The sequence below is a fragment of the Streptomyces sp. NPDC001822 genome, from assembly GCF_042892135.1.
Taxonomy (GTDB): domain Bacteria; phylum Actinomycetota; class Actinomycetes; order Streptomycetales; family Streptomycetaceae; genus Streptomyces.
Window position 1 is genome coordinate 26,088 of sequence record NZ_JBIATW010000023.1, and the last position, 13,246, is coordinate 39,333.

The following is a 13,246-nucleotide window of genomic DNA, read 5'->3' on the forward strand; positions in this document are numbered from 1 at the left end:
ACGGTGCAGGTGGTACGGGCCCTCCACCCTATTGCCTCGTGCCACCCGCCCGGTCACCGCTCGTCGCGCCCCGCCCCGGCGGCTGTCGGGGCAGGTCCTTCCGGGGCTGGGGAAGGACCGGCTGGAGGACGAGGAGCCGCTCGACGAGGCGCAGGAACATCGCCGCGTCACGCAGCAGGTCGTCGGCGTCGCGGCCGGTGGCCGCGCCGGGTATGCCGGCCTCCGCGCGCGCCCTGCGCCGGGCTCCGGAGGCGAACAGGGCGCTCCACTCGGCGAGTTCGGGCGCGATCTCCGGGAGCACCTCCCAGGCGCTGCGGATCCGCTCCCGGCGGCGCCTGCTCGTCTCGGGCCTGCCCCGGGCGGCGAGGACCGCGGCCGCGGTGCGCAGCGCGGCGAGGTGTGCGGTGGCGTACCGCTCGTTCGGGACGTCGAGGACGGCGGCCTCCTCCAGGCCGGTGTGGGCCTGGAGGAGCAGATCGAGAGCGGCGGGCGGGGCCGTGGTGCGGCGCAGCACGGGGTGGACGTCGGTTGCCGGACCGGTCAGTGAGGGGGCAGGGCTGCCTGTGCGGCGCCGCGGTGCGGCTGCTGCGGACGAGCTGGCCATGACGAACCTCCTGTCGTCGTGTGACGGCTCCGTAGCCGTATGTACCCACTCTGACGACACCCACTGACAATCCGTCAGGATCCGCCTCTGACCAGCGACTTTGCTTCGAGCGCGAGTTCGGGTTAACTTTTTTGCACTGACCAGTCAGTCTAAATGTTGGGGGTGGGGTCGTGGACGGCCCGCAGGGAGCGGCGCTGAGCGCCGAGGGCTTCGGACTGGAGGGGCCGCGCGGCTGGGCGTTCCACGGAGTGGAGTTCAGCGCCGGGCCCGGGTCCCTGGTCGCGATCGCCGGCCCGTCCGGATCGGGCCGGACCTGCCTGCTGCTCGCGCTGACCGGCCGGATGCGTTCCACGGCGGGCCACGCGGAGGTGGGCGGCGAGCGGCTGCCCGGGCGGCTCGCCGCCGTGCGCGGGTTCAGCGCGCTCGGTCCGGTCACCGGCGTCAGCGAGTTGGACCCCGCGCTGACGGTCGCCGAGCACCTGAGGGAACGCGCCCTGCTGCGGCGCCGCTTCGACGGGTCCCCCCGTGCGCTGCTGCGGCCCCGCGCCGAGCGGGCCGCCGCGTCCCGCGCGGTGGTCGAGGAGGCGCTCGACGCGGCGGGGCTGGACCTCTCGGACCTGCCCAAGGCCGAACGGACCTCCGTACGGGACCTGGAGCGCCTGGAGGCGCTCCGCCTGTCCGTCACACTCGCGCTGATGGGCCGCCCGAGGCTCCTCGCCGTCGACGACACCGACCTGAAGCTGTCCGCGCCGGACCGGGCTCTCGCGTGGCAGCTGCTGCGCCGCCTCGCGGACGGCGGGACGACGGTGCTGGCGGTGTGCAGCGAGGCCCCGGACGACGCACTCGTCGTGCACGCCCGCCCGGCGGAGGACGAGCCGGCGGGCGGCGGGGCGGCCGGGGCCCGCACACCGGAGGGTCCCCCGTCCGCACCGGATCCCGGGGCCGCCCGCCCCGGGCCGGAGGAGACGGCGGCCGCGGCCGCCGACGACACGACGAACCGGAAGGACACGGCAGATGCGATCGCCGAGACTGGCCGCGCTTGAACTGCGGAGGTTCGGCAGGGGCCGGATGCCGCGCGCCGCGCTGGTGGCCCTCCTCCTGCTGCCCCTGCTGTACGGGGCCCTCTATCTCTGGTCCTTCTGGGACCCGTACGGACGCCTCGACCGCATCCCCGTCGCGCTCGTCAACGACGACAAGGGTGCGAGCACCGGCGGCGAACACCTGTCCGCCGGTGACGAGATCACGGGCAAGCTGCTCGACAGCAAGGTCTTCGACTGGCACGAGGTCGGCTCCGCCGAGGCCGCACGGGGCGTCGAGGACGGGACCTACTACCTCTCGCTGACCATGCCGTCGGACTTCAGCGAGCGCATCGCGTCGAGCGCCGGGGACTCCCCCGGGACCGGCGCCCTCCAGGTGCGGACGAACGACGCGAACAACTACATCGTCGGGCAGATCTCCAGGACGGTCTTCGCCGAAGTCCGCAGCGCCGCTTCGGCCAAGGCGTCACGCGGATTCCTGGACAAGATCTTCATCAACTTCTCGGGGCTGCACGACGCGACCGCGAAGGCGGCCAAGGGGGCCGACGACCTCGAAAGCGGCCTGACGAAGGCGAAGAAGGGCTCGAAGGACCTCGCGGACGGCCTCAGGACCGCCAAGTCGGGCAGCGGAACGCTCTCTTCCGGCCTCGTGAGGCTCAACAAGGGAGCGGGCGACCTCGAAACGGGCTCCCGGCAGGTCGCCGACGGGACCCAGTCGCTCGCCGACAAGGTCAACAAGGCCGCCGCGGACGTGCGGCCGTTCCTCAAGGACAACGGAAAGGCCATCGGGGCCACGGCCCGGCTGGTGTCCGACTCCTCGAAGGCCGTGCGGGACAACCTCGACCTGCTGGTGGAGGCGGCGCCCACCGCCTCGGCCGCCGCGCACGAGGCCTCCGCCGACCTGGCCGAGGTCCACCGCCTGCGCTGCGAGGAACAGCCGCTGCCCGATCCGGGGGTCTGCCCGCAGCTGAAGCGCGCCAGGACCGCCGCGGCCGACGTCGCCCGGGTCTCCGACGACGTGAACGCCCTCGTCACCAACCAGAAGGGCGACCTGACGAAGCTGCGCGGCCAACTGACCACACTGCAGAAGCAGGCCGACGCCCTGGCGAAGCGCTCGCCGGACCTCGACTCCGACCTGGAGTCCGCGGTGGCCCGCATCAACGCGCTCAACACCGGGGCGCACAAGGTCGCCAAGGGTGCGGACACCCTCCACACCGGGCTCGGCACCGCCAGGGCGGGTGCCGGGAACCTCGACAAGGGGGTCAGGAAGCTCGGCACGGGCGCCAGGAGTCTGGACAGCGGTCTCCACCGGCTCGGTGACGGCTCCGCGACACTCGCCCGGGGACTGAACGACGGCGTCGGAAAAATCCCGGACTACGACGAGGCGGACCGCAACACCCGCACCGGTGTCATGGCCGACCCCGTGAAGCTCGCCTCCTCCTCGCTGCATGCCGCCCCCAATTACGGGACGGGTTTCGCCCCGTACTTCATCCCGCTCTCGCTGTGGGTGGGCGCGATGGTGGCGTACATGCTCATCCAGCCGCTCAACCGACGGGCGCTGTCGGCCGGCGCACCGGCCTGGCGCATCGCCTTCGCGGGCTGGCTGCCGGTGGCGGCGATCGGCCTGCTCCAGGTCGCCGCCCTGATGTCCGTCCTGCACTGGCGGCTCGGGCTGCAGATGACCCACGCCACCGGGACGATCGGCTTCCTGGCACTGGTGACGTGCTGCTTCGCCGCGATCGTGCAGTGGCTGAACGCACGGTTCGGCGCGGCGGGCCGGATCCTCGTGCTCGCGGCGCTGATGCTCCAGCTGACGTCGGCCGGGGGCACCTATCCCGTCCAGACCAGCCCCGGCTTCTTCGGCGCGATCCACCCGTATCTGCCAATGACCTACGTGGTGGACGGGCTACGCCGGCTGATCACGGGCGGCGGGCTCGGCCCGGTCTGGCAGGGCTGCGCCGTGCTCCTGGCCTTCACCGCGGGGGCGCTGGCGCTGACCGCGCTCTCGGCCCGCCGCAAGCAGGTGTGGACCCTGGACCGGCTGCACCCGGAGCTGAGTCTGTGACTGCTCAAGGACCTGTGACAATCGTGCCCATGGACAGCAGTAGCACGACGCGCCGCCAGGCCACCCGGCAGAAGCTCTACGAAGCGGCGGTCACACTCATCGCGGAGAAAGGCTTCTCCGCGACCACGGTGGACGAGATCGCGGAGCGGGCCGGGGTGGCCAAGGGCACCGTCTACTACAACTTCAAGAGCAAGACCGAACTCTTCGAGGAGTTGCTGCGCCACGGAGTGGGGCTGCTGACGCAGTCGCTGCGATCCGCCGCGGACTCCACCGACGCCCGCGGCGGCACCCGGGTGGAGGCCCTGGACGCGATGATCCGGGCCGGCCTGGTCTTCATCGACCGCTACCCGGCCTTCACCCAGCTGTACGTCGCCGAGCTCTGGCGGACCAACCGTGCCTGGCAGTCGACGCTCCTGGTGCTGCGCCAGGAGGCCGTGGCGGTCGTCGAGGGGGTGATCGGGGAGGGCGTCGCCGCCGGCGAACTCAGCGAGGAGATCGACGTCCAGCTCACGGCCGCGGCGCTGGTCGGGATGGTGCTCGTCGCGGCACTGGACTGGCAGGCGTTCCAGCCGGAGCGGACGATCGACGACGTGCACTCCGCGCTGTCGCTGCTTCTGCACGGCCGCGTCAGCGGGCGCTGAGCGCCCGGCGGACCCCGGACGCAGAGCGCCGGTCCGGTGGAATTCGATCCCCCCGAATTCCACCGGACCGGCGTCCGTGCAGCCGCGAAGCCCTCCCCCGTGACCCTGGTTCCCCCGTGGTCCCGGGGCTCCGCGCCGTGCGCCCCCGTTGTGTCCGGGGCACGTCGCCCGTTCCGCCGCCCCGTGCCGGCGGTTCCGGAGCCGCGCCCCTTCCGTGGTCCCCACTCTTCCCTCCCGGCGGGTGGGATCCCATCCGCGCCCCTACTCATCTCCCGCACTGAGTAGGGATACTCAGGCCTGCGCGGAAGCCCCTCCGCACGGCACGCCCACTGGTTACGATCGCGTCCGTGTCCGTACTCCCCCTGGTGTTCACGAGCGGCTGGGCGAGCGGGATCAACGCCTACGCGGTGGTCCTCCTCCTGGGCGTCTTCGGCGCGACCGGACTCACCGACGAGGTGCCCGCCTCCCTCCAGCGCACGGACGTGCTCGTGGCCGCCGGTGTGCTGTTCCTGTGCGAGGCGGTGGCCGACAAGATCCCCTATGTGGACTCCGCCTGGGACTCCGTGCACACGGTGGTCCGGCCCGTGGCCGGGGCGGTGGTGGCCGCGCTGCTGGCCGGCGAGAGCGGGTCGCTGCCGGAGCTCGCCGCCGGTGCGGTGGGCGGCTCGACCGCGCTGCTCAGCCACCTGGTCAAGGCCGGCACCAGGATGGCGGTCAACACCTCCCCCGAACCCTTCAGCAACATCGGGGTCAGCGTCGCGGAGGATCTGGGCGTCGCCGGGATCATCACCTTCGCGATGTTCAACCCGGTGGCCGCCGCCGTGACCGCCGGGACGCTGCTGCTCCTCGGGCTGGCGATACTGGTCTTCCTCGCCTCCCGCATCCGCCGCTTCCTGCGCCGCAGGGCGCAGCGGCGCGAGGAGAGGCGCATCGCCGCGGCGGGCGGCGACCGGCCTCGCGAGTGAGCTGTCGGCGGCACCCTCTAAAGTCACTGACATGGCACGAATTGCGGTGATCGGCGCCGGGACGGGCGCGATGGCGGCGGCCGCCCGGCTCGCCGTGGCAGGCCACCGGGTGACGGTGTACGAGCGCTCCGGGACGTACGGCGGCTCGGTCGGCCGCCGTGCCCGCGACGGCTTCGTCTTCGACACCGGTCCCGGGCTCCTCCACCTGCCCGCCGTCTACCGCGACCTCTTCGTGAAGACGGGCAGGGAACCCCTGGAGCAGTGCGTCACCCTCCGTCAGGTCGACCCGGCGAGCCGTCACATCTTCGCGGACGGCACGTCGGTGTCGCTCCCCAACGCCTCCAGGGCCGGCGTCGTCGGCGCGCTCGACCGGGCGCTCGGTGAGGGGGCCGGCGCGCGCTGGGGCGAGTTCCTGGACCGGGCGGGCACGGCCTGGAACCGTTCGCGCAGGCCCCTGCTGGAGGAGCCGCTGCCCGAGGACCCCCGGGTGCTGGAGCGCGATCCCTATCCCTCGGTGCGCCGGCGCAGGCTGCTCCGCCCGGCCCAGGAAGCGGCCACGGTCTCGGAGGTCGGTGAGTGGGAGCTGGGCGACCCCCGGCTCGCGGCCCTGCTCGACGGCTACGCCCTGTCGTACGGCCTCGACCCGCGCCGCGCCCCGGCCGCGGCGGCCCTCCTGCCGTACATGGAGGAGACGTTCGGCAGCTGGTACGTCGACGGGGGCATGCGGGCGCTGGCCGAGGCGGTGTACGAGCGGTGCCTGGCGCGGAAGGTGGAGTTCGTCTTCGGTGCCGAGGCGGTCCGGGTGACCGAGAAGGACGGCCGGGCCTCGGGAATCGAGCTGGCGGACGGCACGGCCGTGGAGGCCGATCACGTCGTCCTGGGTGCGTGGCCGGGACCCGGTCTGCTCCCGGCGGGCGCCGAACGGGCCGGGGCACGGGAGTCGGTGGTACCGGGCCGCTTCGTCGTGCTGCTGTCGCTGCGCGGCGCGCGCGAGGCGGATGCCGTGCACCGGACCGTGGTGCACGGCGGGGACCCCGCGGCGGAGCGGGACGCGGTGTTCGGCGGGCGGACGGCCGACCGGCCCACGGTGATGGTGTTGCGTCCCGACGACCCGGCCACCCGCCCGGACGAGGAACACGAGGCGGTGACGCTGGTGGTGACGGTGGCCCCGCAGGGCCCCGTCGACTGGACGGACACGGTGCTGCGCGAGCGCTTCGCGCAGACGGTGACCGACCGGGCGGCCGCGGCCGTCCCGGGCCTGCGCGAGCGGATACTCCACACCGAGGTGCGCACCCCCGCCGACACGGCCGCCGACACCGGCGCCGAGGGCGGTTCGGTGCCGGCCCCGGCCCTGGCGGGGGCGGAGGGGGCGTACCTGCACGCAGGGAACCGCACCCGGCTGCCGGGCCTGTATCTGGCGGGCGGCTGGTCGCACCCCGGCGGGGGGCTGGCCCACGCCGGGATGTCGGGCGCCCTGGTCGCCGGACTCGTGGTGGAGGGCGACGACTTCCGCGGCTCCCGGTGAGGCGCGGCGGCCGTCGTCCCCGACGCGCGGCCGGACGCACGGCCCGTGCCGGCGTCCGCGGTCCGGCGTCCGGTCAGTAGCGGTACTGCTCGTTCTGGCCCGTGTCGTAGCCGTTGCCGTACGGCCCGGGCTGGACGGGCTCCTCGGGCGGCAGCGGCGGGTACTGGTCGCTCTCGCGCTGCTGCGGGACCCACACCCCTCCGGGCGGGGTGTCGGTGGAGTACTGGCCCGCGTACGGATCGGCGGGCTGCTGCGGGCCCGCGCCCTGGGACGGGTCGTATCCGTGACTCCGGTCGGCGTACGCGGAGTTGTCGTAGCCGTTGTCGTACGCGGCGTACTGCCCGGTCCCGTCGGTGGCGCCCGCCGCGGCGTACGGGTCGGAGTAGGCGGGGTACCCCGCCGGGTCCTGTCCGTAGTCGTAGTGCCCCGTGAAGGTGCCCTGCGCCTGGAAGGTCTCCTGCGGCTGGTAGCCGTCCTGCTGCTGGTAGGTGTCCTGGCCGGGGTAGGCGCCCTGGTCCTGGTAGGCGTCCTGACCCCGGTGGCCGCCGCTGCCGTCGCCGTAGGGGTCCTGGGGGGCCTGCTGCCCGTAGCCGTTGTAGGGGTCGTACGCGGCGTACTGCGGCTGCTGTTCGCCGCCGGCCGGGACGGGGTCGGTATAGATGCCGTACTGCCCGGTGTCGTCCGGCATCGGCTGCGGTTCGTAGACCGCCGCGGGCTGCTCCGGGGGCAGGGACGGGGAGGTTTCCTCGTATTCCAGGTCGGAGACCTCGAGCACGGGCTGCTGGGGGGCGGAGGCTCCGGCACCGCGCCGGCGGCGGCTCTCGCCCGGGCTGCCGCCGAGGGCCCAGCCGGTGGAGAAGCCGCGCCTGAAGGAGAGCGTCACATAGGTCTGCCCCGTCGCGAAGGCGATCGCTCCGAGGGCGATCACCAGCACGGAGGGGATCAGCACGCCGAGGACCACGCCGAGGAAGCCGCAGAAGGCCAGCAGCCGCCAGCGGAGCCGCGCCTTGTACTGCAGCAGCACCTCGCCCAGCAGCCACAGCGCCACTATGCCGAATGCGATGTAGAGGACCGTCCAGCCCACGCCCGCCCCCTCCTGCGGCCACCGCCCCGGTCGGTGGCGGGTACGGCCGGTCAGGACTGCTTGTGCAGTCCGAGATTCTCGTAGATCTCAAGTGTCGCCGTCGAGTTGTTGAGCGTGATGAAGTGCAGCCCCGGGACACCCTCGGAGAGCAGTTTCGCGCAGAACTCCGTGGCGAACTCGATGCCAATGGAGCGTACAGCGGCCGGGTCGTCCTTAGCGGCGAGGATCCGCTCTTTCAGCGGTCCCGGCAGGGACGCGTTGCTGAGCTGGGCGAATCGTTCGAGTTGCTTGACGCTGGTGAGGGGCATCACCTCGGGGATGACCGGGGTGTCGCAACCCGCGGCGACGACCCGGTCACGCATCTGGAGATAACTCTCCGGGTGGAAGAACATCTGGGTGATCGCGTAATCGGCCCCGGCGCGGCACTTGTCCACGAAATGACCGATGTCGGAGTCCCAGTCGGCCGACCGCGGATGCATCTCGGGAAACGCGGCGACGCCTACGCAGAAATCGCCGGCTTCCTTGATGAGCCGGACCAGATCGGCGGCGTACCGCACGCCCTGCGGGTGTTCGACCCACTCGCCCATGGGGTCGCCGGGCGGGTCCCCGCGCACGGCGAGGATGTTCCGGATGCCCGCGTCGGCGTACTGGCCGACCATGTTGCGGAGTTCGGCGACGGAGTGGTCGACGGCGGTGAGGTGCGCGACCGGGGTGAGGGTGGAGTCCGCGGCGATCTGCTGGGTGGCCCGCACCGTCCCGGCACGCGTCGACCCTCCGGCCCCGTAGGTCACGGAGACGAAGCTCGGCCCCACGGCCTCGACGCGCCGCAGCGCGTTCCAGAGGTTCCGCTCGCCCTTCTCGGTCTTGGGCGCCCAGAACTCGAACGAGTACGAAGTCTCACCGGACGCGAGCAGCTCACGCACGGTGCGCGCGTGATCCGTCCTGGTGGAAGGTGTGCCAAGGGCCATACTGGGAGGTTAACCAGGGCCGGGCGCTCCCCCAACCAGAGTGAGCGAATTGACCGGAATGAGGTGGCTGTTGTCCACCACTCGGACACCGCCGCCGGAGACCTCCCGCACGGACCGGGAACCGGCGTACGGAGCCGCGGGGAGCGCGGCGGCCGCTCAGAGGGCGCGCGCCCGGACGCGCCGGGCCAGGGCCTCGGCGGCCGCGGCGGGGTCCTCGGCCTCGGTGATCGCGCGTACGACGACGACACGGCGTGCGCCGGCGTCCAGGACCTCGTCGAGGTTGCCCGCGTCGATCCCGCCGATGGCGAACCACGGCCGGTCCGTGCCGAGCGAGGCGGCGTGACGCACCAGGCCGAGACCCGGGGCGTGGCGGCCGGGCTTGGTGGGGGTGGGCCAGCACGGTCCGGTGCAGAAGTAGTCGACGCCGGCCTCGGCGACGGCGGCGTCGACCTCGGACTCGGCGTGGGTGGAGCGGCCGATCAGGACGTCGTCGCCGATCACGGCGCGGGCCGCGGGCACCGGGAGGTCGCCCTGCCCGAGGTGCAGCACGTCGGTGCCGATGGCGTGGGCGACGTCGGCGCGGTCGTTCACCGCGAGGAGCGCGCCGTGGCGTGCGCAGGCGTCGGCGAACACCGCGAGGTGCTCCAGCTCCTCGGCCGCCTCCATGCCCTTGTCGCGCAGCTGGACGACGTCCACGCCGCCCGCGAGCACGGCGTCGAGGAACTCGGGCAGGTCACCCTGCCGCTTGCGGGCGTCCGTGCACAGGTAGAGCCGGGCGTCGGAGAGCCTGTCGCGGAGCGTGGGCATGATGAGTTCCCCCCGGGTGGTGCGTCGATGGATCGCTGGTGAGCCGGTGGATGACCGCCGCGCCGGAAGGCCGGGAGCGGCGGGGTGCGGGCCGTGTGTGCCAGGGCCCGCACCCCACTCACGGCATTCCGGTCAGACGGCGAGCGCCTGGGCCCGGCGCTTCACCTCCGTACCGCGATTCTCGCTCAGGGCCTGCGCGGGTGTTCCGGGCAGGGTCGGGTCGGGGGTGAAGAGCCAGTCCAGCATCTCTTCGTCGGTGTAGCCGTCGTCCCTCAGGAGCGTCAGGGTCCCCGCGAGGCCCTTGACCACCTTGTCGCCGTCGATGAAGGCGGCAGGCACCTGGAGCGTCCGGTTCTCACCACGTCGTACGGCGATGAGCTGGCCCTCCTTGACCAGCTGCCGTACACGCGTCACCTGGACATCGAGCATTTCCGCGATGTCAGGAAGGTGGAGCCAGGCGGGGACGAGAGCATCGATCTTTGCGTCAATCTCGGTCACAAGGACAAGCGTGCCATCCCGGACCGACAGTCGGTACCCGGGCCGACCGTACGGGGCTGTCAGCGCTCCGGGAGGACCGTGGATTTCAGCGGTACGGAGGAGTCGGCCGCGCGGGCCGGATCGATCCGCGCCCCCGCTTCGACCAGCTTGCGGCCCTGGGCCAGGTCGCGCGGCCTGTTGACCGCCAGCACGGCGACCAGGATCCCCTCCTTCAGCCAGCAGACCGTCCAGGAGGGCTCCGCGGGGTCACCGCGCCATAGCAGGGTATCGGCGCGGGCGTGGTGGCCGGCGTACTGCACGAAGCGCCCGAACTGCTCGGACCAGAAGTAGGGCACGGGGTCGTAGGCCGCGCTCTCCCCGCCCGCGAGGGCGGCGGCGACGGTCCGGGGGCCCTGGAGGGCGTTGTCCCAGTGGTGGACCAGCAGGCGTTCGCCGTAGCGGGCGGAGGGGAACGACGCGCAGTCGCCCACCGCGTACACGTCGGGCAAGGAGGTGCGCAGGGAACCGTCGGTGGTGACCGACCCGTCCGGGCCGAGCTCGATGCCCGAGCCTGCGAGCCACGCGGTGGCGGGGCGGGCGCCGATGCCGACGACCACCGCTCCGGCGGGGACCGCCCGCCCGTCCGCGAGGTGCACGGTGCCCGGTTCGACGTGGGCGACCCCGGCCCCCGTGAGGAGCCGGGCTCCGCTCTCGGCGTACCAGGCGGCCATGGGGGCCGCGACCTCGGCGGGCATCGTGCCGGCGAGGGGCCGGTCGGCGGCCTCGACGACGGTGACCTCGCATCCGGCGGCGCGGGCGGCGGTGGTGAACTCGGCACCGATCCAGCCCGCTCCGACGACGACCACGTCGTGCTGCCGCTCGAGCACGGGCCGCAGCCGTGCGGCGTCGTCGAGGGTGCGCAGCAGGTGGACGCCGGGAACGCCCTCGGTGCCGGGCAGCACGACGGGTTCCGCACCGGTGGCGACGACCAGCACGTCGTAGGCGACGGGGCCCTCCGCGGTGTCCAGTTCGTGGGCCCGTGCGCGCAGGCCGGTCACGTCGAGCCCGAGGCGCAGGGTGATGTCCAGCTCCTCGAAATCGACGTCGAAGGCGGAGTCCTCGGCCTTGCCGAGCAGGACCGCCTTGGACAGCGGCGGCCGGTCGTACGGCTGGTGCGGTTCGGCCCCGACGAGGGTGACGGGGCCCGCGTAGCCCTGTTCACGCAGGGCCACGGCCGTCTGCACACCCGCCATTCCGGCGCCCACGACCACGGCCCCGTGCGGCCGGGGTCCTCCTGCCGGGTCCTGCGTCAGATCACTCACACGTCCACCCTAATCACCTGACATGACGTCAGCTCAGGGCCTCCCGGAAGCCTGGCCGGCGACGGGCGCGGGGACGGGTCCGCCGGGCGAACGGGCCACGGGCACCGCTCCCTTACTGCGCGGAGGCGGCGGGGTCTAGGCTGGCCACCGTAAGGCACTCGCGGGAGCCCGGGCGTACCGGGCTGAGAGGGAGGCTGACCGGCCTCCGACCGTACGAACCTGATCCGGGTCATGCCGGCGAAGGGAGGGGCTGGACGCCCATGCGCATCTCCGCAGACAGTTCCGACGTCCTGGTCGTCGGAGGCGGCATCATCGGTCTCGTGACCGCCTGGCGGGCGGCCCAGCGCGGTCTGGACGTCACGCTCGCGGACCCCGAACCTGGTGGCGGAGCCGCCCGGGTCGCGGCCGGGATGCTGGCCGCCGTCACCGAACTGCACTACGGCGAGCAGATGCTGCTCGGCCTCAACCTCGCCTCCGCACAACGGTATCCGGACTTCGTGGCCGAGCTGGAGGAGGCGAGCGGACGGGCGACGGGTTTCCGCGCCTGCGGCACCCTGTCCGTCGCACTGGACGCCGACGACCGGGCCCATCTGCGGGAACTGCACGCGCTCCAGCAGCGCTCGGGCCTGGAGTCCGAGTGGCTCAGCGGCCGCGAGTGCCGGCGGCTCGAACCGATGCTCGCCCCGGGTGTGCGGGGCGGGCTGCGGGTCGACGGCGACCATCAGGTCGACCCGAGGCGTCTCGCGTCCGCCCTGGTCACGGCCTGCGAGCGGGCCGGGGTGCGCTTCCGGCGCGCCTGGGCCGAGCGCCTCCGCGTCACGCACGGCCGCGCCACGGGGGCCGTCCTGCGGGACGGTACGGAGCTGACGGCCGGCCAGGTGGTCCTGGCCGGGGGAAGCCTCAGCGGCCGCCTCGCGGGGATACCCGAGGCGGTCCTGCCGCCCGTCCGCCCGGTCAAGGGACAGGTGGTGCGGCTGACCGTCCCGGCCTCGTACGCCCCCTTCCTCAGCAGGACCGTCCGTGCCGTCGTGCGCGGGAGCCACGTCTATCTCGTCCCGCGCGCCGACGGTGAGCTGGTGGTCGGCGCGACCACCGAGGAACAGGGCTGGGACACCACGGTCACCGCCGGCGGGGTCTACGAACTGCTGCGGGACGCGCACGAGCTGGTGCCCGGCATCACCGAGCTCCCGCTGACGGAGACGCGTGCGGGCCTGCGGCCGGCCACGCCGGACAACGCCCCGCTGCTGGGCCCGACGGCCCTGCCCGGCCTGCTTCTCGCGACCGGGCACCACCGCAACGGGGTGCTGCTGACCCCCGTCACGGGCGAGGTGATGGCCCACGCCCTGACGACCGGCGAGCTGCCCGAGGTGGCCCGCCCCTTCGCACCGTCCCGCTTCGCCCCCGCTCCCCGGCCCCTCTCCCCGAGGGGTGCGGAAGCCTCCACCCGTCCGGAAACCACCCCCGTGCAGCAGGAGCAGTCCGTATGACACAGCCCGTGCCCGCCGGCGTCCCCGTTCCCGTTCCCGAATCCGCGCCCGTATCCGAGTCCGTGTCCGTGTCCGTGAACGGGGAATCCCGTGCCCTGACCGCCGGAACCGCGCTGGACACCCTCGTCGCCGCGCTGACCGCGGCTCCCTCCGGTGTGGCCGCCGCCGTCAACGAGGCCGTCGTGCCGCGCGGTCAGTGGTCCGCCACCGTGCTCGCCGAAGGCGACCGCGTCGAGATCCTGACCGCCGTCCAGGGAGGCTGAC

Annotated in this window: 13 protein-coding genes and 1 riboswitch; of the genes, 7 read left to right on the plus strand and 6 right to left on the minus strand. The window is 73.2% G+C overall.

Annotated elements, in window-relative coordinates; translation table 11 throughout:
• Positions 1 to 28: 28 nt before the first annotated feature.
• On the minus strand, positions 29 to 604 hold the full coding sequence (locus tag ACFYY2_RS33240) for an SAV_6107 family HEPN domain-containing protein (RefSeq protein ID WP_388750051.1): 576 nt from the start codon (positions 602 to 604) through the stop codon (positions 29 to 31).
• A gap of 170 nt (positions 605 to 774) precedes the next feature.
• Here ACFYY2_RS33240 and ACFYY2_RS33245 point away from each other — a divergent pair, with 170 nt between their 5' ends.
• From ACFYY2_RS33245 to ACFYY2_RS33265, 5 genes are all read left to right on the plus strand, one after another.
• Positions 775 to 1,647 carry an ATP-binding cassette domain-containing protein gene (locus ACFYY2_RS33245; RefSeq protein ID WP_388750053.1) on the plus strand — a complete coding sequence of 291 codons (873 nt, stop codon included), beginning with the start codon at positions 775 to 777 and terminating at the stop codon, positions 1,645 to 1,647.
• The gene (locus tag ACFYY2_RS33250; protein WP_388750056.1) at positions 1,619 to 3,706 is read left to right on the plus strand and encodes a YhgE/Pip family protein; all 2,088 of its coding nucleotides are present in this window, start codon (positions 1,619 to 1,621) and stop codon (positions 3,704 to 3,706) included. The genes ACFYY2_RS33245 and ACFYY2_RS33250 overlap by 29 nt, the downstream gene beginning before the upstream one ends.
• A gap of 29 nt (positions 3,707 to 3,735) precedes the next feature.
• Positions 3,736 to 4,347, plus strand: coding sequence for a TetR/AcrR family transcriptional regulator (locus ACFYY2_RS33255; RefSeq protein WP_388750059.1), 612 nt, complete (start codon positions 3,736 to 3,738; stop codon positions 4,345 to 4,347).
• A gap of 347 nt (positions 4,348 to 4,694) precedes the next feature.
• Complete coding sequence (locus ACFYY2_RS33260; protein WP_388750062.1) at positions 4,695 to 5,312, plus strand: DUF4126 domain-containing protein; 618 nt, start codon at positions 4,695 to 4,697, stop codon at positions 5,310 to 5,312.
• A 31-nt stretch (positions 5,313 to 5,343) separates the two neighbouring features.
• Positions 5,344 to 6,837, plus strand: a complete 1,494-nt coding sequence (locus tag ACFYY2_RS33265) for a phytoene desaturase family protein (RefSeq protein ID WP_388750065.1) — start codon at positions 5,344 to 5,346, stop codon at positions 6,835 to 6,837.
• Between the two features lie 73 nt (positions 6,838 to 6,910).
• On the opposite strand, the gene ACFYY2_RS33270 is transcribed toward ACFYY2_RS33265, so the two are convergent.
• The 5 genes from ACFYY2_RS33270 to ACFYY2_RS33290 all read right to left on the minus strand — a co-directional run bounded on the left by ACFYY2_RS33270 (position 6,911) and on the right by ACFYY2_RS33290 (position 11,426).
• Positions 6,911 to 7,921 (minus strand): hypothetical protein, encoded by a 1,011-nt coding sequence (locus tag ACFYY2_RS33270; RefSeq protein ID WP_388750068.1) that lies wholly within the window; start codon positions 7,919 to 7,921, stop codon positions 6,911 to 6,913.
• Positions 7,922 to 7,971: 50 nt separating this feature from the next.
• Positions 7,972 to 8,889, minus strand: coding sequence for a methylenetetrahydrofolate reductase [NAD(P)H] (metF, locus tag ACFYY2_RS33275; RefSeq protein ID WP_388750070.1), 918 nt, complete (start codon positions 8,887 to 8,889; stop codon positions 7,972 to 7,974).
• Between the two features lie 156 nt (positions 8,890 to 9,045).
• The gene (thiE, locus tag ACFYY2_RS33280) at positions 9,046 to 9,696 is read right to left on the minus strand and encodes a thiamine phosphate synthase (protein ID WP_388750073.1); all 651 of its coding nucleotides are present in this window, start codon (positions 9,694 to 9,696) and stop codon (positions 9,046 to 9,048) included.
• A gap of 132 nt (positions 9,697 to 9,828) precedes the next feature.
• On the minus strand, positions 9,829 to 10,194 hold the full coding sequence (locus ACFYY2_RS33285) for an Rv2175c family DNA-binding protein (RefSeq protein ID WP_388750075.1): 366 nt from the start codon (positions 10,192 to 10,194) through the stop codon (positions 9,829 to 9,831).
• Between the two features lie 59 nt (positions 10,195 to 10,253).
• The gene (locus tag ACFYY2_RS33290) at positions 10,254 to 11,426 is read right to left on the minus strand and encodes an NAD(P)/FAD-dependent oxidoreductase (protein WP_388750185.1); all 1,173 of its coding nucleotides are present in this window, start codon (positions 11,424 to 11,426) and stop codon (positions 10,254 to 10,256) included.
• Between the two features lie 219 nt (positions 11,427 to 11,645).
• Positions 11,646 to 11,758: riboswitch (TPP riboswitch) on the plus strand.
• Between ACFYY2_RS33290 and thiO the strand changes: the two genes are divergently transcribed.
• Entirely contained in the window at positions 11,756 to 12,982 is a 1,227-nt protein-coding gene (thiO, locus tag ACFYY2_RS33295) for a glycine oxidase ThiO (RefSeq protein ID WP_388750078.1), read from the plus strand. (Overlaps the previous riboswitch by 3 nt.)
• A complete protein-coding gene (gene thiS / locus ACFYY2_RS33300) occupies positions 12,979 to 13,245 on the plus strand; it encodes a sulfur carrier protein ThiS (protein WP_388750081.1) in 267 nt (88 codons plus the stop codon). The genes thiO and thiS overlap by 4 nt, the downstream gene beginning before the upstream one ends.
• Position 13,246: the final 1 nt, after the last annotated feature.

Excerpts from the sequence above, each read along its gene's own strand:
- ACFYY2_RS33240 (WP_388750051.1), bottom strand. The coding sequence starts at position 604 with ATGGCCAGCTCGTCCGCAGCAGCCGCACCGCGGCGCCGCACAGGCAGC.
- thiS (WP_388750081.1), top strand. The coding sequence starts at position 12,979 with ATGACACAGCCCGTGCCCGCCGGCGTCCCCGTTCCCGTTCCCGAATCC.
- ACFYY2_RS33255 (WP_388750059.1), top strand. The coding sequence starts at position 3,736 with ATGGACAGCAGTAGCACGACGCGCCGCCAGGCCACCCGGCAGAAGCTC.
- ACFYY2_RS33250 (WP_388750056.1), top strand. The coding sequence starts at position 1,619 with ATGCGATCGCCGAGACTGGCCGCGCTTGAACTGCGGAGGTTCGGCAGG.
- thiO (WP_388750078.1), top strand. The coding sequence starts at position 11,756 with ATGCGCATCTCCGCAGACAGTTCCGACGTCCTGGTCGTCGGAGGCGGC.
- metF (WP_388750070.1), bottom strand. The coding sequence starts at position 8,889 with ATGGCCCTTGGCACACCTTCCACCAGGACGGATCACGCGCGCACCGTG.
- ACFYY2_RS33290 (WP_388750185.1), bottom strand. The coding sequence starts at position 11,426 with ATGGCGGGTGTGCAGACGGCCGTGGCCCTGCGTGAACAGGGCTACGCG.
- ACFYY2_RS33265 (WP_388750065.1), top strand. The coding sequence starts at position 5,344 with ATGGCACGAATTGCGGTGATCGGCGCCGGGACGGGCGCGATGGCGGCG.
- thiE (WP_388750073.1), bottom strand. The coding sequence starts at position 9,696 with ATGCCCACGCTCCGCGACAGGCTCTCCGACGCCCGGCTCTACCTGTGC.